The organism is Acinetobacter sp. yr461, from assembly GCF_900110445.1.
In the GTDB taxonomy this organism is placed as follows: Bacteria; Pseudomonadota; Gammaproteobacteria; order Pseudomonadales; family Moraxellaceae; genus Acinetobacter; species Acinetobacter calcoaceticus.
Genome location: NZ_FODU01000009.1, coordinates 64,141 through 87,677, shown reverse-complemented (window position 1 = coordinate 87,677; position 23,537 = coordinate 64,141). Strand labels below are relative to the sequence as shown.

Annotated in this window: 20 protein-coding genes; 10 read left to right on the top strand and 10 right to left on the bottom strand. The window is 40.3% G+C overall.

Translation table 11 applies throughout. From position 1 onward, the window contains the following. On the top strand, positions 1-1,401 hold a 1,401-nt coding region (locus BMW38_RS13555; protein WP_092708956.1), incomplete at its 5' end, for a PT dipeptide repeat lipoprotein. 60 nt (positions 1,402-1,461) lie between these two features. On the opposite strand, the gene BMW38_RS13550 is transcribed toward BMW38_RS13555, so the two are convergent. The 7 genes from BMW38_RS13550 to rplU form a co-directional block, all read right to left on the bottom strand. Then, on the bottom strand, positions 1,462-1,935 hold the full coding sequence (locus BMW38_RS13550; RefSeq protein ID WP_002116042.1) for a tRNA (cytidine(34)-2'-O)-methyltransferase: 474 nt from the start codon (positions 1,933-1,935) through the stop codon (positions 1,462-1,464). A gap of 43 nt (positions 1,936-1,978) precedes the next feature. Continuing rightward, the gene (cysG, locus tag BMW38_RS13545) at positions 1,979-3,352 is read right to left on the bottom strand and encodes a siroheme synthase CysG (protein WP_092708953.1); all 1,374 of its coding nucleotides are present in this window, start codon (positions 3,350-3,352) and stop codon (positions 1,979-1,981) included. Between the two features lie 67 nt (positions 3,353-3,419). Beyond that, positions 3,420-4,691: a serine--tRNA ligase gene (gene serS, locus BMW38_RS13540; protein WP_017392554.1), complete on the bottom strand. Its 1,272-nt coding sequence runs from the start codon at positions 4,689-4,691 to the stop codon at positions 3,420-3,422. Positions 4,692-4,809: 118 nt separating this feature from the next. After that, positions 4,810-5,610: an RsiV family protein gene (locus BMW38_RS13535; RefSeq protein ID WP_092708950.1), complete on the bottom strand. Its 801-nt coding sequence runs from the start codon at positions 5,608-5,610 to the stop codon at positions 4,810-4,812. 115 nt (positions 5,611-5,725) lie between these two features. Beyond that, on the bottom strand, positions 5,726-6,421 hold the full coding sequence (lolA, locus tag BMW38_RS13530) for an outer membrane lipoprotein chaperone LolA (RefSeq protein WP_004789378.1): 696 nt from the start codon (positions 6,419-6,421) through the stop codon (positions 5,726-5,728). 241 nt (positions 6,422-6,662) lie between these two features. After that, positions 6,663-6,920, bottom strand: coding sequence for a 50S ribosomal protein L27 (gene rpmA / locus BMW38_RS13525; RefSeq protein ID WP_003655414.1), 258 nt, complete (start codon positions 6,918-6,920; stop codon positions 6,663-6,665). An 18-nt stretch (positions 6,921-6,938) separates the two neighbouring features. Then, the gene (gene rplU / locus BMW38_RS13520) at positions 6,939-7,250 is read right to left on the bottom strand and encodes a 50S ribosomal protein L21 (protein ID WP_004639133.1); all 312 of its coding nucleotides are present in this window, start codon (positions 7,248-7,250) and stop codon (positions 6,939-6,941) included. Positions 7,251-7,693: 443 nt separating this feature from the next. Between rplU and sdsA the strand changes: the two genes are divergently transcribed. The 8 genes from sdsA (at position 7,694) to BMW38_RS13480 (ending at position 18,372) form a co-directional block, all read left to right on the top strand. Next, positions 7,694-8,671: an All-trans-nonaprenyl-diphosphate synthase gene (gene sdsA, locus BMW38_RS13515; RefSeq protein ID WP_003655412.1), complete on the top strand. Its 978-nt coding sequence runs from the start codon at positions 7,694-7,696 to the stop codon at positions 8,669-8,671. A gap of 14 nt (positions 8,672-8,685) precedes the next feature. Further along, a complete protein-coding gene (locus BMW38_RS13510) occupies positions 8,686-10,746 on the top strand; it encodes a site-specific recombinase (RefSeq protein WP_092708947.1) in 2,061 nt (686 codons plus the stop codon). A gap of 183 nt (positions 10,747-10,929) precedes the next feature. Next, a complete protein-coding gene (locus tag BMW38_RS13505) occupies positions 10,930-11,556 on the top strand; it encodes a phosphatase PAP2 family protein (protein ID WP_004639128.1) in 627 nt (208 codons plus the stop codon). Positions 11,557-11,579: 23 nt separating this feature from the next. Continuing rightward, the gene (gene adeI, locus BMW38_RS13500) at positions 11,580-12,827 is read left to right on the top strand and encodes a multidrug efflux RND transporter periplasmic adaptor subunit AdeI (protein WP_092708944.1); all 1,248 of its coding nucleotides are present in this window, start codon (positions 11,580-11,582) and stop codon (positions 12,825-12,827) included. A 12-nt stretch (positions 12,828-12,839) separates the two neighbouring features. Further along, a complete protein-coding gene (gene adeJ, locus BMW38_RS13495; protein ID WP_092708941.1) occupies positions 12,840-16,016 on the top strand; it encodes a multidrug efflux RND transporter permease subunit AdeJ in 3,177 nt (1,058 codons plus the stop codon). Further along, the gene (gene adeK / locus BMW38_RS13490; RefSeq protein WP_092708938.1) at positions 16,016-17,470 is read left to right on the top strand and encodes a multidrug efflux RND transporter outer membrane channel subunit AdeK; all 1,455 of its coding nucleotides are present in this window, start codon (positions 16,016-16,018) and stop codon (positions 17,468-17,470) included. Before adeJ ends, adeK begins: the two co-directional genes overlap by 1 nt. 109 nt (positions 17,471-17,579) lie before the next feature. After that, positions 17,580-17,930, top strand: a complete 351-nt coding sequence (locus BMW38_RS13485; RefSeq protein ID WP_003655405.1) for a YbjQ family protein — start codon at positions 17,580-17,582, stop codon at positions 17,928-17,930. A 7-nt stretch (positions 17,931-17,937) separates the two neighbouring features. Next, positions 17,938-18,372 carry a YbjQ family protein gene (locus BMW38_RS13480; RefSeq protein WP_092708935.1) on the top strand — a complete coding sequence of 145 codons (435 nt, stop codon included), beginning with the start codon at positions 17,938-17,940 and terminating at the stop codon, positions 18,370-18,372. On the opposite strand, the gene BMW38_RS13475 is transcribed toward BMW38_RS13480, so the two are convergent. Genes BMW38_RS13475 through BMW38_RS13465 form a run of 3 tightly spaced genes read right to left on the bottom strand, consistent with a single transcriptional unit; the run spans position 18,369 to position 20,362 of the window. After that, entirely contained in the window at positions 18,369-18,803 is a 435-nt protein-coding gene (locus tag BMW38_RS13475; RefSeq protein ID WP_092708932.1) for a nuclear transport factor 2 family protein, read from the bottom strand. The genes BMW38_RS13480 and BMW38_RS13475 overlap by 4 nt on opposite strands. Positions 18,804-18,856: 53 nt before the next feature. Next, positions 18,857-19,663 carry an SDR family NAD(P)-dependent oxidoreductase gene (locus BMW38_RS13470; protein WP_092708929.1) on the bottom strand — a complete coding sequence of 269 codons (807 nt, stop codon included), beginning with the start codon at positions 19,661-19,663 and terminating at the stop codon, positions 18,857-18,859. A 27-nt stretch (positions 19,664-19,690) separates the two neighbouring features. Continuing rightward, on the bottom strand, positions 19,691-20,362 hold the full coding sequence (locus tag BMW38_RS13465) for a hypothetical protein (RefSeq protein ID WP_092708926.1): 672 nt from the start codon (positions 20,360-20,362) through the stop codon (positions 19,691-19,693). Between the two features lie 196 nt (positions 20,363-20,558). Between BMW38_RS13465 and BMW38_RS13460 the strand changes: the two genes are divergently transcribed. After that, positions 20,559-23,456 (top strand): valine--tRNA ligase, encoded by a 2,898-nt coding sequence (locus BMW38_RS13460; RefSeq protein ID WP_092708923.1) that lies wholly within the window; start codon positions 20,559-20,561, stop codon positions 23,454-23,456. The last annotated feature ends 81 nt before the right edge of the window (positions 23,457-23,537 follow it).

Genomic DNA, 23,537 nt, shown 5'->3' with positions numbered 1-23,537 from the left:
ACACCAACACCAACACCAACACCAACACCAACAAGTGTAGCGGATCGCTTTGTTGGAAGTTGGTTAGCAGGTAAAGGAGCTTGTATTAACGGCTCTGCCCTAAAAATGAACGTCATTAAGGTTTCTGATAACAGCGTTCGATTTACCAGTGAAACAGTACGTTATGAGAATGAATCGAACTGTACAGGTAACATTGTTGCAAGTTACCGCCAAGCTGAAGATTTTAGTCTGGTTTCAAATATTGGAGCACCACAGACTATACAAACCTCAAGCTATAATAAAGTAGATTGGCAGCTTGTAGTAGCTGGAGAATTGGAGCAAAAACAGCCAGCTATTCTAGGGTTTAAAAATGCAAACCAATTCTGTTTGGTCCCTACAGATCAGCCAAATGCAATACATAATTATCTACAGCAAGCAAACTTTGATCTTATAAATACATGCTTTACAAAAACGACTCCACCAGCAAGTATGCAAAAGCCAACTCAAGTATTGGCAACAGCAAGTTATAGATTAGGAGATAATAAAGAATCTTGGGCAGATGTATTGAACCAACTCAATGACCAAGGACGCCAAGGCTATGCCCTTCTTACTCCATCAGTCAGTTTAGATAACCCTGACGGTAGCTTTGCGCTGTATAAAAATTTATATGTAAAAAACAATAAATCCACGGACACATATACCTATAAAACGGTTGATGTAAAAACTACTTCAGTAGCCAACCGTTATTTACTATGGGTGAATGAGTTAAACAAACAAGGTAGCTTAGGCTATATATATAAACTTTCATTTGGAGAAGTGGCATCAAACACAGACAAATATTTATTTGTTAAAAATGATAAAAAACCAGCAACTTATACTTACTCTAACCGATTCTTAACAAATACATCTCGGACTAGCATCATAAATGCTTTCAATGAACTGGGTGCTCAAGGGTGCAAATTACTCTACGCAAACTCGACATTTACCAATAACGGTACAACAAATGGCACATTCTACGTACCAACATGTGTAAATAGTAGTACGCATAACGGTACTTATGCTTATCGTTATTTTGAAGTTCCACAACATATTCCATTTAACAAAGATGATGCAATAAAACTTGAAAAGCTTCTTAAAGAGCAAGCTGCAGAGGGTTATAGACTTGTTGATGCAAATAACAATCTTGGCTTCTTTAATGTTGATGGTTATTTATTTGAACGTGACAGTGAAAATACAGGACCTATTGAATATAAAGTATTTATTGAAGATGCAGCATCTCAATTAGATGAGCCTTATATCGTTGAAAACCGTATTCAAGATCAAGGTAAATTAGGATGGTTCTTTGCGGTTCGACTTGGATCGGTCTATACCAACTCACCGACTAACTATGATTTAGCAAGTGGTGTGGTTTTCCCTAAATAAACAATCTAAAAACAAATAAGGCCACTATTGTGGCCTTATTTTTATTTAAAACTTAGTCATTTACCCTAAGTTTTTGAAACCTTGCTGACGCCATGCTTCATAAACAATGACGGCTGTTGCATTAGACAAATTTAAACTTCTTGAGTTTTCAGCCATCGGCAATCGAATCCATTGTTCTTGCGGAAACATTAAACGAACATGCTCAGGTAAACCACGCGTTTCCGGCCCCATCAATAAAGCTACAGGTCGATTCAAATCAACTGTATGCGGGGTTGCAGAACCTTTAGTGGTGAGCGGAAAAACATGCTCAACACCTTTGGCTTTTAAGTCTGCAAGACATAGTTCAATATTGTCCCAAATCTGCATACGCGCCCATTCATGATAGTCCAATCCTGCACGCTTGAGCTTTTTATCATCTAGCTCGAAACCCAAGGGTTTGACTAAATGCAACTGTGCGCCCGTATTAGCACATAAACGAATGATATTGCCTGTATTGGCAGGAATTTCAGGCTCGTATAGGACAACATGAATCACAAATTTTCTCGACTTTAATAACAAACAATAAATTCAGATGAACTTATTGCCATTTTAACTGTTCACGTAAACTCACTACTTCACCAATAATGGTTAAAGTCGGCGCTACGATATGATGTTCAGACACTTTAGTCGCAATATCGGCTAATGTTCCAACAATAACTTTTTGTTCTGGTGTGGTTCCTTTAGAGATTAAAGCCACTGGCATATCAGCACGTTGACCATGAGCAATAAGTTGCTCACAAATGCGCTCTAATCCAACCAATCCCATATATAAAACTAAAGTTTGATTTTCATAAACCAATTCATTCCAAGGGAGTTCAGGTGAACCTTCCTTTAAATGCCCAGTTAAGAAACGGACACTTTGTGCATAGTCACGATGTGTTAGCGGAATACCAGCGTAAGCTGAACAGCCTGATGCTGCCGTAATACCTGGTACTACTTGGAAAGTGACATTTGCTTCAACTAGCTCTTGAATCTCTTCACCACCACGCCCAAAGATAAACGGATCACCACCTTTCAAACGACAAACGCGTTTTCCCTGTTGAGCATATTCAACCAGTAAAGCATTAATACCGTCTTGTGGAACCGAGTGATTTGAACGGGCTTTACCGACATAAATCTTAGTCGCATCACGGCGACAAAGTTCTAAGATGGGTTCAGATACTAAACGATCATAAATCACAACATCTGCTTGTTGCATAAGACGTAATGCTTTTAATGTCAGTAGCTCAGGGTCACCCGGCCCAGCCCCTACCAAGTAAACCTCACCTTTAGGCGCGGTCCACTCTGTTAAGGCTTGCTGAATTAAATCATTTGCCACGTCCAGATTGTCATTAAAGACTTGTTCTTTTAATGGACTAGCATATAAGTTTTCCCAAAAGATTCGGCGCTCATCGGGGTTAGTAATCTTTTCTTTTACTTGCTTACGCCATTGACCTGAAAATTCAGCCAACTTACCCATACCATGAGGAACTATTGTTTCTATTTGAGTACGAAGTTGTCTAGATAAGACTGGCGATGCGCCATTTGAGGCAACAGAAATGATCAATGGAGAACGGTCAATAATGGCTGGAACCATAAAACGGCAGTGTGGAATATCATCGACACTATTAACCAGCAAATTACGCGCTTCACAGTGTTCAAAAACGGCTTTATTCACTTGTGCATCATTAGTCGCAGCGATCACTAAGCGATAAGGCGTATTTAATATTTTTTCGACAAAGGACTCAGCAAAATACTGTCCATCTGTCGTTTTGACTAACTGTAAAAGCTGCTCTTCAATCGCAGGAGCAATAATATCAATTACTGCTCCTGCTTTTGCTAATAAGTTTGCTTTGCGCAACGCAATATGCCCACCACCCACAATCAGACAACGTTGCTCTTGCAACTTTAAAGAGATTGGAAAAATATCCACCTTAAACCTCTACATTAATCATCTGATTATGTTTAAGCAAAAACCGTGCACAATTTAGATGCAAAGCTTAATCAATAAATGTTAAACCACCCATATATGGGCGTAATACTTCTGGAACCTCGATAGAACCGTCTTCACGTTGGTAATTTTCCATTACTGCTAGCAAAGTACGTCCAACTGCAAGACCAGAACCATTTAAAGTATGCACCAATTCGATCTTCTTTTGATCCATTCTGTAGCGTGCTTTCATACGGCGTGCTTGAAAATCACCCATATTAGAGCAGCTTGAGATTTCACGGTAAGTATTTTGGCTTGGAACCCAAACTTCTAGGTCGTAAGTTTTAGTCGCACCAAAACCCATATCACCACCACAGAGCAAAATTTTGCGGTATGGCAAACCAAGTGCCTGTAAAATGCCCTCAGCATGTGCAGTGAGTTCTTCAAGTGCTTGCATAGAGGTTTCTGGTTTAACGATTTGCACCATTTCAACCTTGTCAAACTGGTGCTGACGAATCAAACCACGTGTATCACGGCCATAAGAACCCGCTTCACTACGGAAACAAGGCGTATGTGCAGCGTATTTTAGTGGCAAGCGCTCGGTATCAATAATCTCATCACGAACGAAGTTAGTAACAGGAACTTCTGCTGTAGGGATGAGGTAATATTCTTTTTCGCCTTGAAGTTTAAATAAATCTTCTTCAAATTTTGGTAACTGACCTGTACCACGCAGTGAATCAGCATTTACCAAATAAGGCACATAAGCTTCTGTATAACCATTTTTTAACGTATGGGTATCAAGCATGAACTGCGTTAACGCACGTTGTAGGCGCGCTAAAGAACCTTTCAATACGCTAAAACGTGAACCAGTCAATTTAGTAGCAGTTTCGAACTCTAAACCGCCCATCCACTCACCTAAATCGGTATGATCTTTGATTTCAAAATCAAACTGACGAGGCGTGCCCCATTTTGAGATTTCAACGTTATCATCTTCATTTTTACCAGCAGGAACAGATTCATCTGGTAAGTTAGGGATGCTAAGCGCTTTTTGCTCAATCTCGTTTTGTAGCTCTGACAACGCAACTTCAGCAGCTTTGATTTCATCACCAATGGCTTGCATACGCGCCATGATTTCAGAAGCATCGCCACCGGATTTTTTAATCTGACCCACTTGTTTTGCACCGGCATTACGTTCTGCCTGCAATTTTTCAGTTTTTGATTGCAAGTCTTTACGGCGAGTTTCTAAAGAAGCCCATTCTTGAACATCTAATTGAACACCACGTTTTGCCAAAGCCGCATTAACGGCTTCAATATTATTTCTGAGTAACTTAGGGTCGATCATAATCAATCATAATATGGGTAAAAAACTGGCTATAGTGTAAGGCCTTCACACTAAAAAATATAGTGATCATCTTCATAACGAATAGCTTTCACACAATTGTTAGAATAGATCACCTATTTTACAAGTTATAGTTTGGCACACTTGGGAAATACTCAGGTTTAATGAACTTAGCTGCTTCAGAATATGGCAATGTTAATTCAGTCATCCCTTCTGCATAAGAAGCCAACTCATAAATTGGATAGACAAAAACAATACCATTAGCGCCATAGTAGAAATTATCACTTAATTGCAGTTTTTCACGGCTGATATTGTGCTCTTGAAGCCAATTTGTATTCGCATCAAAAAGTGCATCAACTAATTGTTTTTCAACATCTGGCTGAATAAGTTCGGCAACAGTAATGTGCTTTTTATTTAATAAATCAAAAGTCACAAATTCTTGATGAGACATGCCATGTGCTGCACCAGCAGAATATGAATAGGTCTGTAACGCAAAAGTTGCAAGGTTATAATTTTGCCCCAAATAGCGGACATAAATTGCACTTTGACTCGAACGAGGCTCACCTTCAGGTACATCGACTGGCTGATCAGCCAAATTTGCAAAAGCATTCGGATCTGCTTTCTTTATTCGATTAGTAAAGTAATCATTAATCCACTTTTGATTGGTTTGTACCGTTTGAAAGTCATACTCTGTACAACCATCTTCTAAACAAACTTTTGATTTCGGCAATTTTACTGGGATTACTTTTGCCTGAATAACAGGAACACCAGCCTCTTTAGTCTCTTTAACTTTTGCAGTCGAAGCGGCTTGCTCCTCTTTGGCTGCCGACTTGGGTTGGCAACCACTCACAATTGCCATTGCAGCCATTAATGGAAGAATACAAATAATTTTTTTATCGTAAAGTCGCATAATAATCCCCATGAATTTACCTCTATCACTATACAAAGCGTAAGAATAAGACGGGGTTAAAAAATGTATCTATCTCTCTAATATAAAAAAAGCTACAGTGAAAGGTAGCTTTTTCGAAAAGGATTAATTATTGGTCAATAACATCTGTGCCTTTTGGTGGCGTAAAGTTAAAGACAGATGCTGGAATTGAAGCATTTACTTTCACGTTTTTGAAACGAACATAGGTAGTTTGACCTAGTGAATCTTGTAACACCATAAGCGTAGGCGCTTTATTTGCTCCAAAACTAATCGTTAAGCTTTGGAAAGCACCATCTTCTTTTTTCGGAAATAATGTGAAATAGAGTTTTGATTTATCTGGCTGTGTTACACGATAAGACTTCATGATTTGATTGGTGTTACCAGATAACAATAGTGCTGGTGTATCTGCAACCTGATCATCTAAGCTTTGACGTACAGCTTGTTGTAAATCGGGGTCGTAAATCCAAACTGTTTTTCCACTCGTTACAATCGTTTGTTTAGCAGGACTCACCGTTTCCCAATAAAATTTCCCAGGGCGTTCAACTTTCATTGACCCTTTAAATGTCTGGTTCATATGCTGTGCACTTAAACTCTTTTTCTGTGCCACAGTTTTTGTATTGGCTTTAGTTGTTTGTTCAAAATCGGCAGTCAAACGCTGTAATCCTGATAACTGATTAACCAGGTTCCCAATTGCCTGTTGCTCCGGTGCTGCTACAGGCGCAGCAAACACTGTAGTACTCATTACAGGAGCAAGCACTGACGCGCTGAGTGTAATAGCACACATAGTTTTACGAAGCATATTCATGTCATCACCTTTTTAGTTGCTGTAAGACAACTTGCCATCTTTCAAAGTTATAAAAAATTAGCAAGCTCTTAATTCAAGACTCATATTAACCGACAAACTCTGTGCTAATCATTGAGAAAATAAGATATTTTGTTATGTTATTCATGTTGTTTGTAGAATTTCATTCATCATGATGAAGATAAACCAGATTAGATTCCATAAAAAAAGCCCACAAAATGTGGGCTTTTTTTGAAGCTAAAACTTAAACAGTTTCAACTTTTACGTAGCGACGGCCAAATTGACCTTTCACTTCGAATTTTACTACGCCGTCAGCAGTAGCAAATAAAGTATGGTCACGGCCCATACCAACATTTGCACCAGCGTGGAACTCAGTACCACGTTGACGAACGATGATGTTACCAGCAGTTACAGCTTGACCGCCGTAAATTTTAACACCTAACATTTTTGGGTTTGAATCACGACCGTTCTTCGTCGATCCACCGGCTTTTTTAGTTGCCATGTCTCTTACTCCTCGTGATTAGCCTGAAATACCAGTAATTTTCAACTCAGTGAACCATTGACGGTGACCTTGTTGTTTACGGTAATGTTTACGACGACGCATTTTGATAATGCGGATTTTGTCGTGACGACCATGACCAACCACTTCTGCAGTTACTTTAGCGCCAGCTACAACTGGAGCACCGATTTGAATGCTATCACCGTTTACAACCATTAATACATCATCAAATGTAATAGTCGCGCCAGATTCAGCTTTCAATAATTCAACTTTAAGGGTCTCACCCTCAACTACACGGTGCTGTTTACCACCGCTTTGGATTACTGCGTACATAATGTACTCCAATTAGCCCGTGTCGACGTGCCGATAAGGGATATATCGATCTTAAAACGCTCGCCACTGGGGTTATATAAGGCGACAGATTTTAAGTGAAATTTGATCAAACGACAAGTATTTTCTGTTTATCAGTAAAGTCTATTGCCTTATTTTTACAAAATCAACGAGCAGCTTAGATTGGAATTTAGCAGTTTTCATTGATTCTGAATGAAAATTAAAATACAGTTCCAGACACAAATTGCGACAAGAACAAGTTGTATTAATGCTGATGTCATTAAATTTATTGTTTTGCCGGAAATATCATGTTTTGCTTAAATAAAGAACAAAGAACGCATAAAGACAATAGAAATGATTAATATCAGCCACTTGTTAACCTGTGCAACACACCTTTACTTGATACACTAACGCCACTTATCTACCAATACGGGGTTTTTCTTCATATGGTCATCGATTTCAAGCAAGACATTCTTGCGCCTGTTGCCTCAGACTTTGCTGCGATGGATCACTTGATTAATGAAGGAATTAGCTCAAAAGTCGGTTTAGTCATGTCTGTCAGCAAACATGTTGTTGAGGCTGGCGGAAAACGTATGCGCCCAATCATGTGCTTACTCGCTGCTCGCGCATGTGGCCTAGATAACATGGCAAACGCACAGCGTCTGGCTGCAATCATTGAAATGTTGCATACCGCGACATTAGTCCATGATGATGTGGTAGATGAATCTGGGCTTCGTCGTGGTCGACCTACAGCAAATGCGACATGGAACAATCAGACAGCCGTATTAGTCGGTGACTTCCTCATTGCACGTGCTTTCGATTTACTGGTCGATTTAAACAACATGACTTTATTGAAAGACTTTTCAACAGGTACATGTGAAATTGCGGAAGGTGAAGTATTACAACTTCAATCGCAACATCAACCAGATACAACAGAAGAAACTTATTTAAAAATTATTCACGGTAAAACTTCTCGTCTGTTTGAACTGGCTACAGAAGGCGCTGCTATTTTGGCTGGACAAGAAGCGTATCGTGAACCTTTGAGATTATTTGCTGGCCATTTTGGTAATGCATTCCAAATTATTGATGATATTTTAGACTACACTTCAGATGCTGAAACATTAGGTAAAAATATTGGTGATGATTTAATGGAAGGTAAGCCAACTTTACCGTTAATTTCTGCATTAGCACACTCAACAGGTGATGAGCATGCGATTATTCGTCGCAGTATCGCAACTGGTGGAGTGGACCAATTATCTCAAGTTATAGAAATTGTACAGAAGTCTGGTGCTTTAGATTATTGTCACCAACGTGCCCAAGAAGAAACAGAAGCAGCACTGCAAGCTTTATCAAACCTACCCGATACACCATATCGTCAGGCTTTGATTAACTTAACTCAGCTTGCGTTACATCGAATACAATAGATATTATTTTGCCTATGCATATAAATTTTTCAGATCATTTTTTAAAAATACAGAAACAGCTTGAGGATACTCAAGCTGTCATTGACGAAAATCCAATCATTGAATTAGTCAATGCCATTCGTCCATCCGATCCTCATGATACGGATGAGATAAAGCAAAAAATACAGGCTTTAATTGAGAGCCTATTACGCACACCTACAGCCCCCTTCCTACTACAAACTTTTTTATTACGTCTAATTAATCGTTATAAACAAGTCAGCTTGTATGCCGATAGCGGAATTTTATCTTTAGATGGTTTCTGGAACCAACTCGGGCAAAGACTCGGAGCACATTTTTTACCGTTAATCGAAGATGCAAGCCAACTCAAAATATTAATTGGTCGAATTTTTTATTTAGAAAGTGACAAAATCTGGCTCAATAATATTGATGATGAAGATTGGGCAAATTTATTCAGTCTTATTGGACAAAGCCAAAGTAATGTAGACGAAAAGCTTGTCATTCAGAGTGAAATGATTAAAGCAATTACCGTCTTAACTTATCGAATTAGTGGAATTGGCCTTTACCCTGAATTTATTAATGCTCAACCGGAATTAACGGAATATGAATCACCATTTTTAGTTCAGAACCGTGAAATTATTGAGTTTATCGAAAAGTATAAAAAACAAGAACTTTCTGAACATGAAATTGCAGTTATTTCTCCTCCGGATGCATCACAAGCATTTGTTATGCTGGAACAATGTCGGGATGTGGTTTTAAAGATTCGCCGTGCCACCAAAAGAATTGGTGTCAGCTTAAGTTTGACTTATTTATTGTCGTTGCTTGAGCAGTGCCTCGACCGAATTGAATTACTGCTTTATTTGGTTGTAGATAACAGTAAAGGAAAATATGTCTCTTTAGGACATCTTATTTCCGATTTAACCAAGGCGCACTACAGTGAAAAAAGTGTTCGCTCTTTATTAAGTACGACAAGTGAACTTATTGCCTTTCAAGTGACTGAAAATGCTAGCCGAACAGGCGAACATTATGTAAGTACCGATACAAAAGGTTTCTGGGGCATGTATAAAGCTGCCGCTGGAGCGGGTGTCATTATTGCCTGTATGGCATCTTTAAAAATTCTTGCAGCAAGAATGACCATGGCTCCGCTTATGCAAGCCTTTACTTTCAGTATGAATTATTCTCTAGGGTTCATTCTGATTCATGTTCTACATTTCACAGTTGCAACCAAACAACCCGCGATGACTGCTGCTGCCCTTGCTGCAACGGTACAACAACGCAAAGGCTCTAAAACAGCTCAAATTGCAGAGTTAGCGGCTCTGATTATTAATATTATTCGAACACAATTCATTGCTATTTTAGGCAATATTTCAATTGCGATTCCTACTGCTGCACTCATTACTTTTGCTTGGCAGTTCTATCTTGATGAGCCTTTATTAACTCATACTAAAGCAACTTATTTGTTGCACAGCCTAAATCCCTTCACCTCTTTGGCAGTTCCACATGCAGCCATAGCCGGAGTTTGCTTATTTTTGTCAGGCCTTATTGCGGGATACTTCGACAATATGGCTGTTTACCGGAAAGTCGGTCCACGCCTTAGAGCACATCGCCGTTTAGCAAACTGGTTAGGACAAGATCGCCTCAACCGTTTTGCTGAATATATTGAGCGCAATTTAGGAGCTCTAGCTGGTAACTTCTTATTCGGGATTATGTTAGGGAGTATGGGCACCATAGGTTTTATTCTAGGTTTACCTTTGGATATTCGCCATATTGCCTTTGCCTCGGCTAACTTTATTCAAGGTTTAATGACAATTAACGGCAGCCCAGATATCGGACTGATTATCGTGTCCTTTTTAGGCGTGTTATGTATTGGTCTCACTAACTTATTCGTTAGTTTCACCTTAACCATTATTGTGGCACTACGGGCACGTCGAGTTCGCTTTGAACAGTGGAAACCTTTAGCTAAACTGGTAATGACCCATTTTCTGACTCGCCCAAGCGATTTTTTCTGGCCACCAAAACAACCTCTAGAACTTGAAGAAAATACGACAACAAATAGTGGAAAAAAGGCAGAGCATTAAGAATTTTGCTTTGTACACAAAATGTGAATTCCGTCAATTTTGTTGTGATTGTTTTTCCAAATGTTAAAAAATTTTCAAAATGAATTTACGATGATCTATCAGGCTTGAAAAAAAGTGTACTGGCAAGTACACTTTTAACGGCTTTCAGTAGTGGACACTGCTTGAATAAGCAAAGGTATATACATGCCCTATATGTTGCTTTTTATTGGTTGTATTTTTTTTGGATTAGGTGTGCTTGGTCTTTTTGTACCAAGACTTCAATCTATGGATCTCCTGAGCGTTCAAATATTGAGTGAACACCGATCAGATTATCTTAACTTTATTACGATCTTTCTGGCACGTGTAGGTGGTATGCCTTTTGTATGTTTTTTATCCTTTCTGGTATGTATATATCAGGCATGGTATAAAAAATATATTACTGTTATTTTCATTAGCGTGGGAGTTATTGGCAGTATCACCATGGGTTGGCTGCTCAAGTGGTGTGTGGACCGCCCAAGACCCCCACAGGTATATCATATTGTCGAAAGTTACGGTGCATCGTTCCCAAGTGCACACAGTGTTTATGCATCAACACTGGCCTGTCTGGCAATGATAATGTTATGCCATAAGCCCAACACTAACTCTCCTTCTATCATTTTGATCTCCTGTCTTTGGTTTATCTGTATGGGGCTTTCAAGAATATATGCTGGAGTTCATTTTCCAACAGATGTACTCGCCGGTTGGGGCATAGGTTTTATTTGGATTGCACTGCTTTGGCTCTGGTTATTACAAACACAAAGTAGGTTAAGTAAAAAACAAATATATTTTTAGATTTTATCTAACGAGGTGGAACAATGATGTCGGCTAAGCTTTGGGCTCCTGCCCTTACTGCTTGCGCATTAGCAACAAGTATCGCACTTGTTGGTTGTGGCAAAGGCTCCGATGAGAAACAGCAAGCTGCTGCTGCTCAGAAAATGCCGCCTGCTGAAGTAGGTGTTATTGTTGCTCAACCACAAAGTGTTGAACAAAGCGTTGAACTTTCTGGTCGTACTTCAGCATATCAAATTTCTGAAGTTCGCCCTCAAACAAGTGGCGTAATTTTAAAACGCTTGTTTGCTGAAGGAAGTTATGTTCGTGAAGGTCAGGCTCTTTATCAACTTGATTCTCGAACTAACCATGCAACGCTCGAAAATGCAAAAGCGGCACTTTTACAACAACAGGCAAATCTAGCTTCCCTACGTACTAAGTTAAACCGTTATAAGCAACTTGTTTCGAGTAACGCTGTATCTAGACAAGAGTATGACGACTTACTTGGTCAAGTTAACGTTGCAGAAGCACAAGTTGCTGCAGCGAAGGCTCAAGTAACAAATGCAAACGTAGATCTAGGTTACTCTACAATTCGCTCACCAATTTCTGGTCAGTCTGGACGTTCTTCTGTAACAGCTGGTGCTTTAGTCACTGCAAACCAAACTGATCCTTTAGTGACGATTCAACAGTTAGATCCAATCTATGTTGATATTAACCAGTCTAGCGCCGAGTTATTACGTTTACGTCAACAATTGAGTAAAGGTAGTTTAGACAATAGTAACAACACGAAAGTAAAATTGAAGCTCGAAGATGGTTCAACCTATCCAATCGAAGGACAACTTGCTTTCTCTGATGCTTCTGTAAATCAGGATACAGGAACGATTACTTTACGTGCCGTATTCTCGAACCCGAATCATCTGTTACTTCCAGGCATGTACACAACTGCACAAATTGTTCAGGGTGTAGTTCCAAATGCTTATCTGATTCCTCAAGCTGCAATTACACGTTTACCGACAGGTCAAGCCATGGCAATGCTTGTTAATGCCAAAGGTGCTGTTGAGAGTCGTCCTGTTGAAACTTCTGGTGTTCAAGGACAAAACTGGATTGTGACCAATGGTCTCAAAGCTGGTGATAAAGTGATTGTTGATGGTGTTGCCAAAGTTAAAGAAGGGCAAGAAGTGTCAGCAAAACCTTACCAAGCTCAACCAGCGACCCCTCAAGGTGCAGCTCCAAATGCGACAAAACCGGCTCAATCAGGTAAACCTCAAGCAGAACAGAAAGCATCTAATGCATAAGGGGTAGATTGAATGGCACAATTTTTTATTCATCGCCCCATTTTTGCGTGGGTGATTGCATTAGTCATTATGTTGGCGGGTATTCTCACGCTCACAAAAATGCCTATTGCACAGTATCCGACGATTGCACCACCGACAGTTACAATTGCTGCAACTTATCCTGGTGCATCGGCTGAGACTGTTGAAAACACCGTAACCCAGATCATTGAACAACAAATGAATGGTCTAGATGGTTTACGTTATATTTCATCTAACAGTGCGGGTAACGGTCAGGCCTCTATTCAATTAAACTTTGAACAAGGTATTGATCCAGATATTGCACAGGTTCAGGTTCAAAACAAACTCCAATCTGCAACTGCTCTTTTACCTGAAGATGTTCAACGTCAAGGTGTGACAGTTACCAAATCTGGCGCAAGCTTCTTGCAAGTTATTGCATTCTATTCGCCAGATAACAGCCTTTCAGACTCAGACATTAAAGACTACGTAAACTCATCAATTAAAGAACCACTTAGCCGTGTTGCTGGTGTTGGTGAGGTACAGGTTTTTGGTGGTTCATACGCTATGCGTATCTGGCTCGACCCTGCAAAATTGACTAATTACCAGTTAACCCCAAGTGATATTGCGACTGCTTTACAAGCGCAAAACTCACAAGTTGCTGTAGGTCAGTTAGGCGGAGCACCAGCGGTACAAGGTCAAGTGCTTAACGCGACAGTGAATGCACAAAGCTTGTTGCAAACACCTGAGCAATTTAAAAATATCTTCTTAAAGAACACAGCATCAGGTGCTGAAGTTCGTTTAAAAGACGTTGCTCGTGTAGAGTTAGGTTCTGATAACTATCAGTTTGATTCGAAGTTTAATGGTAAACCTGCTGGTGGTCTTGCAATTAAAATTGCAACTGGTGCCAACGCACTTGATACCGCTGACGCTGTTGAACACCGTTTAACTGAATTACGTAAAAACTACCCTGCGGGTCTACAAGACAAGCTGGCTTATGACACTACTCCATTTATTCGTCTTTCAATTGAAAGTGTTGTACACACATTAATTGAAGCGGTAATTTTAGTATTCATTGTCATGTTCTTGTTCTTGCAGAACTGGCGTGCAACCATCATTCCTACACTTGCAGTACCTGTTGTTGTGTTAGGTACATTTGCTGTCATCAATATCTTTGGATTCTCAATTAACACCTTAACCATGTTCGCCATGGTATTGGCAATTGGTCTTCTGGTCGATGATGCGATTGTTGTAGTGGAAAACGTTGAACGTGTGATGAGTGAAGAGCATACCGATCCGGTCACGGCGACTTCACGATCAATGCAACAGATTTCTGGTGCGTTAATTGGTATTACAAGCGTATTGACAGCGGTATTCGTACCAATGGCCTTCTTTGGTGGTACGACTGGTGTAATTTACCGTCAATTCTCGATTACCCTTGTAACAGCAATGGTTTTATCGTTAATTGTAGCGTTAACCTTTACGCCAGCACTTTGTGCAACAATTTTAAAACAGCATGATCCTAACAAAGAACCAAGCAATAATATTTTTGCTCGTTTCTTCAGAGGATTTAACAACGGTTTTGACCGCATGTCGCATAGCTACCAAAATGGTGTTAGCCGCATGCTTAAAGGCAAAATCTTCTCTGGCGTACTTTACGCTTTAGTGATTGGTCTATTGGTGTTCTTGTTCCAAAAACTCCCATCTTCATTCTTACCAGAAGAAGATCAGGGTGTGGTCATGACACTTGTACAATTACCACCAAATGCAACGCTTGATCGTACGAATAAAGTTGTTGATACCATGACAAACTTCTTCATGAATGAAAAAGATACAGTGGAATCTATTTTCACCGTTTCAGGTTTCTCATTCACGGGTGTTGGTCAAAATGCTGGTATTGGCTTCGTTAAATTGAAGGACTGGAGTGAACGTACTTCACCAGAATCTCAAATTGGTGCGTTAATTCAGCGCGGTATGGCATTAAACATGATCGTCAAAGACGCATCTTACATCATGCCATTACAGCTTCCAGCAATGCCTGAACTCGGTGTAACTGCTGGTTTTAACTTGCAGCTTAAAGACTCAAGTGGTCAAGGCCATGAGAAACTGATTGCCGCACGTAACACTATTTTAGGTTTGGCTTCACAAGATAAGCGTCTTGTAGGGGTACGTCCTAATGGTCAAGAAGATACACCTCAGTATCAAATTAATGTAGATCAGGCTCAAGCTGGTGCTATGGGCGTTAGCATTGCTGACATTAACAACACTATGCGTATTGCATGGGGTGGCTCATACATTAACGACTTCGTTGACCGCGGTCGTGTGAAAAAAGTTTATGTTCAAGGTGATTCGGGTAGCCGTATGATGCCTGAAGACTTAAACAAGTGGTATGTACGTAATAGCAAAGGTGAAATGGTACCGTTCTCTGCATTTGCTACAGGCGAATGGACGTATGGTTCTCCTCGTCTTGAACGTTATAACGGCGTGTCATCGGTTAACATTCAAGGTACACCTGCACCGGGCGTAAGTTCTGGTGATTCTATGAAAGCCATGGAAGAAATTATTGCTAAGCTACCATCTATGGGCTTACAAGGTTTCGACTATGAATGGACAGGTTTATCACTTGAAGAACGTGAGTCTGGTGCTCAAGCTCCATTCCTTTATGCTCTTTCATTGTTAATCGTTTTCCTTTGCTTAGCTGCATTATATGAAAGCTGGTCTATTCCGTTCTCGGTTTTACTTGTAGTACCACTTGGTATTATTGGTGCAATCGTATTGACTTACTTGGGTATGATTATTAAAGGAGATCCAAATCTCTCAAATAACATTTACTTCCAGGTAGCGATGATCGCGGTAATTGGTCTTTCTGCAAAAAATGCGATCTTGATTGTTGAGTTCGCAAAAGAGTTGCAGGAAAAAGGCGAAGACCTACTTGATGCAACTTTACATGCTTCAAAAATGCGTTTACGTCCAATTATTATGACCACCCTTGCCTTCGGTTTTGGTGTACTTCCACTTGCCCTTTCAACAGGTGCTGGTGCAGGAAGTCAGCACTCAGTCGGCTTCGGTGTACTCGGTGGCGTACTCAGTGCAACGTTCTTAGGTATCTTCTTTATCCCTGTATTCTATGTGTGGATTCGTAGTATCTTTAAGTACAAACCAAAAACCATAAACACTCAGGAGCATAAATCGTGATGCAAAAAGTATGGTCTATTTCAGGTCGTAGCATTGCGGTATCTGCACTTGCGCTTGCTTTGGCAGCTTGTCAAAGCATGCGCGGCCCAGAACCAGTCGTGAAAACCGATATACCACAAAGCTATGGATATAACAGTGCTTCTGGTACGTCTATTGCAGAACAGGGTTATAAACAGTTCTTTTCTGACCCTCGTTTGCTCGAAGTGATTGATTTGGCTCTTGCCAACAACCGTGACTTACGTACAGCAACGCTCAATATTGAACGTGCTCAACAGCAATATCGAATTACTCAAAACAACCAGCTTCCAACCATCGGAGCAAGTGGTAGTGCAATTCGTCAGGTTTCTCAAAGCCGTGATCCGAATAACCCCTACTCTACCTATCAGGTGGGTTTGGGTGTAACTGCCTATGAGCTTGATTTTTGGGGCCGCGTTCGTAGCTTGAAAGATGCTGCATTAGATAGTTATCTTTCAACGCAAAGTGCACGTGATTCGACACAAATCAGTCTGATTAGTCAGGTTGCTCAAGCATGGTTGAACTATTCTTTTGCATCGGCGAATCTAAAGCTTGCAGAGCAAACGCTTAAAGCACAGCAAGACTCTTACAACCTCAACAAAAAACGTTTTGATGTGGGTATCGACAGTGAAGTTCCACTACGTCAGGCACAGATTTCTGTAGAAACTGCGCGTAACGATGTAGCGAACTACAAAACTCAGATGGCTCAAGCACAAAACTTGTTGAACTTGTTATCAGGTCAATCGATTCCGCAAAACTTGTTGCCAAACCAACCTGTAAAACGCATTACTCAACAGAATGTATATACAGCTGGTTTACCAAGTGACTTGCTTAACAATCGTCCAGATGTAAAAGCTGCCGAATATAACTTAAGCGCTGCTGGTGCGAATATTGGTGCTGCTAAAGCACGTTTATTCCCAACAATTAGCTTAACGGGTTCGGCAGGTTACGCATCGACTGACTTAAGTGATCTATTTAAGTCGGGTGGATTTGTGTGGTCAGTTGGACCAAGTCTAGATTTACCAATCTTTGACTGGGGTACACGTCGTGCCAATGTAAAAATTTCTGAAACCGATCAGAAAATTGCATTGTCTGATTATGAAAAATCAGTTCAGTCTGCATTCCGTGAAGTTAATGATGCGCTTGCAACTCGTGCCAATATTGGTGAACGTTTAACAGCTCAACAACGTCTAGTAGAAGCAACTAATCGCAACTACACATTATCAAATGCCCGCTTCCGTGCTGGTATTGATAGTTACTTGACAGTTCTTGATGCACAGCGTTCATCTTATTCAGCAGAACAAGGTTTACTATTGCTTCAACAAGCTAACTTAAACAACCAAATCGAGTTATACAAAACTCTAGGTGGTGGTTTAAAAGCAAACTCTTCAGATACAGTAGCTAATCAACCATCAAGTGCTGAACTTAAAAAGCAATAAGTTTTAGATAACTTATCTATAAAAGCTCACTTCGGTGGGCTTTTTTATTGCATCTCATGTGAATATTTCTTATCTTGAAACCTTAAGAGATTTAGATTGATAAAAAATAATGTTACTGAGTAATTTAGAAAGTGTTCCGGGCCACCAGATTTTAAAACAGCTTGATGTTGTTTATGGAAGTACAGTCCGTAGTAAACATGTTGGCCGTGACTTGATGGCGAGTTTAAAAAATATTGTGGGTGGTGAACTTACAGGTTATACCGAATTATTAGAAGAATCCCGCCAAGAAGCCATGAATCGTATGATTGCCAAAGCTCAGCAACTGGGTGCGAATGCAATTGTCGGTATTCGTTTTTCAACTTCAAATATTGCTCAAGGTGCTTCCGAACTATTTGTATATGGCACAGCAGTGGTCGTACAGCCTCAAGCACCCCATCTACCAGATCCATTTAGTGCATAGGTAGAAAATGGAAAATCTTATTTTTCAGCTTGTTATTTTTCTGATTCTTTTCAGTATTGGTTGGGGTTTTGGGCGCCATATTGAACGAAAACATTTGAAAGAACTTCTAGAAAAAGAGCAACGACTGGCCCATATCAGAATTGATACGAATCGTTTTGCAACGAGTGATCAACTAGGCCATTTTATTAGCAGTAATGTCGTGATTTCTCATGACTACTTTAAATATGTATTGGCATCCATTAAGAATGTTTTGGGTGGTCGACTCACCAGTTATGAAAGTGTAGTTGAGCGTGCTCGCCGTGAAGCGATTGTCCGTTTAAAACAACAAGCACATACCGCAGGAGCCAGCCATATTATGGGAGTTCGGCTGAGTACAACCGAACTCGGAATGCAGGGCGGAATGGTTGAAGTCTTTGCCTACGGTACAGCAGTAAAAGATTAATACTGCCCTACACTAGAAAAATGAATGCGTGGATTGCCAATATTTTTAGTTAAATGTTGGCAAATTCCGTTAATTTTCCAACTGTCCTGTTGTTTTGCCAAAGTAAAATAATAACGACCAAAAGAGTGAAAATAATCATTTTCTGAAAAACGGTAAATTTGATAATTACACTCTAACCATGCCCGATCTTGTTCAATACGGATGATCGGATTACTTAAGTTATGTTGCAACCGAAGATGGGACAACGCCTGTTGCCGAGAACCTTTATATTCATGACAAGACACGACACATAAAGGCTCTCCCCTAAACTGGAAATAGTCCACCTCAAGTTGATCTGCCAATAACTCATCGAAAGCGTCCCAATTTTTCTGGTCAAAGACCAATTGAAAACGCGTAATGACTTCTAAAATACGGTGATAATCTTGATCCATGGTGAACCTTCTATGCGGGTTTTCCATCAATTTAGCATGGCAAAATCACTTTTTTATTTTACTTTTGTTTTCCGAATCATTTTATAAAGAAGTTTTGGTGACATCCGAGAAACCATAACCCCTAGTTTTTCTTTTGCTCCACCAACAACAATATATTCTTGGCCTTGCATTAATGCTTTAACTGCTTGTTGGGCAAATACATCTGCCTCTAAACCATTCTCGATGGCTTCATCTTGATGACCTTGAGGTTGCCCAGCGCCATTTAATGCATTAAAAGAAACGTTTGTTTTTACAAAGCCTGGAAAAATAACTGAAACTTCAATGCCTTGATCAGCAACCTCAGCACGTAAACTATTTGCCCACATATGAATTGCAGCTTTAGCAGCCGAATAGCTTGCACGGTACTGAGTACCCAATAAACCCGCCACACTCGAAACAAATACAACTCGGCCAGACTTTTGTTTTAGCATGGTCGGAAGCACAGTTTTGGTTAACGCCACTTGTGAGAAATAGTCGACTTCCATAATGGCCCGTTCGGTTGCCATCGTCGTATCTTCAATTAAAGCACGTTGGCTCAAACCTGCATTATTAATGAGCCAGTCAATTCTGCCTTTCGCTTTTAAAATCTGCTTATAAGCCTCATCAACTTGTTTTTCATCAGTAATATCTGCAACCACAGACAAATGATGGTCTGGGTTTAACAAACCAACCCGAACTGCTTCTAATTCTTCAAAACGACGCGAGGTCAAAACAACCTCCGCCCCTTGCAAAGCCAACTCGCCTGCTAAGGCTTTACCCAGACCAGAAGATGCTCCCGTAATCCATACCACTTTATTTTGCAAAGTATCAAGTTTGGCCATGCTTTATGTTCCTATTATCTTTTTAAATTATGCTGCTTGATGCATGAAGGCCAAAAAGTGGTTGATATAATGAGTTGCTGTGGTCTGATCGACCTGAGTACCTAACTTTTCCAAACGTTTATAGCCTAAATGCGTCGTCATGTTGATGACCCCATTCAGGGTTTTATCGACAACTAAATTAAATTTTAAACGCTTTTTAGGTTCACGTACTAGGCTTGTTACGCCTAAATCTACAATTTGAATGAGGGTCTCAAAAGCAGCTGCAACACTCTGCATATTCCCATCACGAATTTGCTGAGTCAGAGTTTCGGCTTGTTGCACGAGTTGAAGTGTAACTGGGTAGGTAATATAAACCTGTTGTCCCTGCTCTTTCATCAGAGATGTCATATAGTCGACTAAAGGTAAAAGACGTTCATTGCTAAAGAATGAAACTGACCAAGGCATGTATTTTCGAAAAGTCTCTAAAACTTGCTGAACTACTTTTTCAGACTCAGCTTGCTGTTTTGGGGATATGGTTGTATTCCCTGACTGTAAAAGTACAGAAAAAACCTGCTCAATAATTTCACAAGAAAGATCAGAGAGTACATCGCCTAAGGGTTTTGCCTGACTTTGTCTTACTCCATCATGCAGTTTCTGCCGAATGGTCTCGAATTGGGTATAAGTTGAATCGGAAATTTTCAAAAAAACTTCATAACTCATAAGCAACATCCTTTTTCAATTCTTTTGTAATTTTTGTGCCGTGTCTCTACACGATTAAATTGTGATCCATCTTTCATAAATCTACCGTTTTTTGAAAAAAATACAAAACCGTTTATCTGTTTTCAGTACATTAATTTCGAGGCATTTTTTTGCTACAATAGGTGCAATTTTTTATGCATATTCGATCTAAGCTACTATGACTGACGCTCAAACCGCTCAAAATATTGCGACCACATACGATCCAACCGAGATCGAAAAGAAGTGGTACCAAACGTGGGAAGAACAAGGTTACTTCAAACCTTCTGGTCACGGTGAATCATTCTGTATCATGATTCCGCCACCAAACGTCACTGGTAGTTTGCACATGGGCCATGGTTTTAACAATGCCATTATGGATGCCCTCACCCGTTATAACCGTATGATGGGTAAAAACACCTTGTGGCAACCGGGTACTGACCACGCTGGTATTGCAACTCAAATGGTTGTTGAGCGTCAACTTGGCTTGCAAGGTGTGACTCGTCATGACTTGGGCCGTGATAAGTTCATCGAAAAAGTTTGGGAATGGAAAGAACAATCTGGCGGCACGATTACTAAACAAATTCGTCGTTTAGGTTCATCTGTAGACTGGTCACGTGAACGCTTCACGATGGATGAAGGTTTATCAAACGCAGTTAAAGAAGTATTCGTTCGTTTGCACGAAGACGGTCTAATTTACCGTGGTAAGCGCCTTGTAAACTGGGACCCTAAACTTCAAACTGCTCTTTCTGACCTTGAAGTTGAAAGCAAAGAAGAAAAAGGCTCACTTTGGCATTTTAAATATTTCTTTGAAGATAAATCAGTTAAAACTCAAGACGGCAAAGACTATTTAGTAGTTGCAACGACTCGTCCTGAAACTTTACTGGGCGATACTGCGGTTGCTGTTCACCCTGAAGATGAGCGTTATGCGCACCTTGTTGGTAAAAATATTGTATTGCCAATTACTGGTCGTTTAATTCCGATCGTTGCTGACGACTACGTTGAAAAAGACTTTGGTACTGGCTGTGTAAAAATCACGCCTGCTCATGACTTTAACGACTATGACCTAGGTAAACGCAATAGCTTACCAATCATTAATATCTTCAACAAAAATGCCGAAGTTTTAGGTGAGTTTGAATATATTGCCAAAGCTGGCGAACAAATTTCTAAAACCATTACTGCACCTGCGGAATACGCTGGTTTAGAACGCTTCGCAGCACGTAAAAAATTAGTTGCTCAAGCTGAAGCTGAAGGCTGGTTAGATCAAATTCAACCGTATGACTTGAAAGCGCCACGTGGCGACCGTTCAGGCGTGATCATTGAGCCATTATTAACTGACCAATGGTATGTAAAAATTGCTCCACTTGCTGAACCTGCAATTGAAGCAGTTCAAGATGGCCGTATTAAGTTTGTTCCAGAACAGTACAGCAACATGTACATGGCGTGGATGCGTGACATTCAAGACTGGTGTATTTCACGTCAGCTTTGGTGGGGTCACCGTATTCCAGCTTGGTACGATGCGAATGGCAACATCTATGTGGGTCGTAACGAAGAAGAAGTACGCGCGAAGAACAATATCGCTGCTGACGTTGAACTTAAACAAGACGGAGACGTTCTTGATACATGGTTCTCTTCAGCGCTTTGGACATTCTCAACTTTAGGTTGGACTGGCGATGCGAAGCAAGATGAAGTAAATGATTTCTTAAAAACTTTCCACCCAACAGATGTGTTGGTGACTGGTTTTGACATCATTTTCTTCTGGGTTGCCCGCATGATCATGATGACCCTTCACTTCATGAAAAATGAAGATGGTTCATCGCAAGTACCATTTAAGACTGTTTACGTTCACGGCTTGGTACGTGATGGTGAAGGTCAAAAAATGTCTAAGTCTAAAGGTAACGTACTTGACCCATTAGACTTGATTGACGGTATTGATTTAGAAAGCTTAGTTGCAAAACGTACTACTGGCTTAATGAACCCGAAAGATGCTGCGAAGATTGAAAAATCAACGCGCAAAGAGTTCCCTGAAGGTATTAATGCCTATGGTACTGACGCAGTTCGTTTCACGTTCTGTGCGCTTGCAAACACTGGTCGTGACATCAAGTTCGACTTAAAACGTGTTGAAGGCTATCGTAACTTCTGTAACAAAATCTGGAACGCAACTCGTTTCGTTCTGATGAATGTTGAAGGTCAAACTGTTGGTACTGACGCTCGTCCTGACCTTTGGGAGCTTCCAGAACAATGGATTATGAGCCGTCTGCAAAAAGCAGAAGCTGCTGTACACCAAGCGTTTGCAACGTACCGTTTAGACCTTGCTGCACAAGCGATTTATGACTTCATCTGGAATGAATACTGTGACTGGTATGTTGAGTTAACAAAACCAGTTCTTAACGATGCAGAAGTTGCAGAAGAGCGTAAAGCTGAAGTACGCCGTGTATTGCTTGCAGTGATGGAAGCTTCTTTACGTTTGGCTCATCCGTTAATGCCGTATTTGACAGAAGAAATCTGGCAAACGCTTGCACCGATGCTTGGTAAAGGCGGTCCAACGATTATGACTGCTCAATACCCTATTCCTGAGCAAGCAAAAATCAATGAACAAGCTGAAGCAGACATGCAATGGCTTCAAGGTTTAATTGGTGCGGTACGCAACATTCGTGGTGAGTTAGGCTTAGGTAATGCGCGCTTATTGCCAGTGCTACTTCAAAACACTTCTGACGCTGAACGTGAACAAATCATTCGTATTGAAGCATTGTTCAAAGCATTGGCTAAAGTTGAAAGCATTGAGTTCTTGAATAAAGACCAAGAACCGCCATTGTCTTGCTCTAGTGTTGTCAGCCATGCATCGGTATTTGTACCAATGAAAGGCTTAATTGACCCTAAAGCTGAGCTTGCTCGTTTGCAAAAAGACTTGGATAAAATCCAAAAGCAACACGATCAAATCGCGGGCAAACTTGCAAATGAAGGCTTTGTATCTAAAGCACCAGCAGCAGTTGTTGAGGGTGAAAAAGCGAAGCTTGCTGAGTTTGCTGCTCAGTTAGAGAAAGTTAAAGCGAATATGGAGCAAATTGCTGCGCTTTAATGCAGTAGTTTGATTCAAAAAATCCCCTCACTTGAGGGGATTTTTTTTAAATAAAACTTTAATTAAAAAATAATATATAGG

What these genes read in the sequence shown, in the direction of transcription:
- BMW38_RS13505 (WP_004639128.1), top strand. Translation starts at nt 10,930, where the DNA reads ATGCCCTATATGTTGCTTTTTATTGGTTGTATTTTTTTTGGATTAGGT.
- adeK (WP_092708938.1), top strand. Translation starts at nt 16,016, where the DNA reads ATGCAAAAAGTATGGTCTATTTCAGGTCGTAGCATTGCGGTATCTGCA.
- serS (WP_017392554.1), bottom strand. Translation starts at nt 4,691, where the DNA reads ATGATCGACCCTAAGTTACTCAGAAATAATATTGAAGCCGTTAATGCG.
- BMW38_RS13510 (WP_092708947.1), top strand. Translation starts at nt 8,686, where the DNA reads ATGCATATAAATTTTTCAGATCATTTTTTAAAAATACAGAAACAGCTT.
- BMW38_RS13535 (WP_092708950.1), bottom strand. Translation starts at nt 5,610, where the DNA reads ATGGGGATTATTATGCGACTTTACGATAAAAAAATTATTTGTATTCTT.
- BMW38_RS13475 (WP_092708932.1), bottom strand. Translation starts at nt 18,803, where the DNA reads ATGGATCAAGATTATCACCGTATTTTAGAAGTCATTACGCGTTTTCAA.
- BMW38_RS13480 (WP_092708935.1), top strand. Translation starts at nt 17,938, where the DNA reads ATGGAAAATCTTATTTTTCAGCTTGTTATTTTTCTGATTCTTTTCAGT.
- BMW38_RS13465 (WP_092708926.1), bottom strand. Translation starts at nt 20,362, where the DNA reads ATGAGTTATGAAGTTTTTTTGAAAATTTCCGATTCAACTTATACCCAA.
- sdsA (WP_003655412.1), top strand. Translation starts at nt 7,694, where the DNA reads ATGGTCATCGATTTCAAGCAAGACATTCTTGCGCCTGTTGCCTCAGAC.
- BMW38_RS13460 (WP_092708923.1), top strand. Translation starts at nt 20,559, where the DNA reads ATGACTGACGCTCAAACCGCTCAAAATATTGCGACCACATACGATCCA.
- adeI (WP_092708944.1), top strand. Translation starts at nt 11,580, where the DNA reads ATGATGTCGGCTAAGCTTTGGGCTCCTGCCCTTACTGCTTGCGCATTA.
- lolA (WP_004789378.1), bottom strand. Translation starts at nt 6,421, where the DNA reads ATGAATATGCTTCGTAAAACTATGTGTGCTATTACACTCAGCGCGTCA.
- BMW38_RS13470 (WP_092708929.1), bottom strand. Translation starts at nt 19,663, where the DNA reads ATGGCCAAACTTGATACTTTGCAAAATAAAGTGGTATGGATTACGGGA.
- BMW38_RS13485 (WP_003655405.1), top strand. Translation starts at nt 17,580, where the DNA reads ATGTTACTGAGTAATTTAGAAAGTGTTCCGGGCCACCAGATTTTAAAA.
- rplU (WP_004639133.1), bottom strand. Translation starts at nt 7,250, where the DNA reads ATGTACGCAGTAATCCAAAGCGGTGGTAAACAGCACCGTGTAGTTGAG.
- adeJ (WP_092708941.1), top strand. Translation starts at nt 12,840, where the DNA reads ATGGCACAATTTTTTATTCATCGCCCCATTTTTGCGTGGGTGATTGCA.
- rpmA (WP_003655414.1), bottom strand. Translation starts at nt 6,920, where the DNA reads ATGGCAACTAAAAAAGCCGGTGGATCGACGAAGAACGGTCGTGATTCA.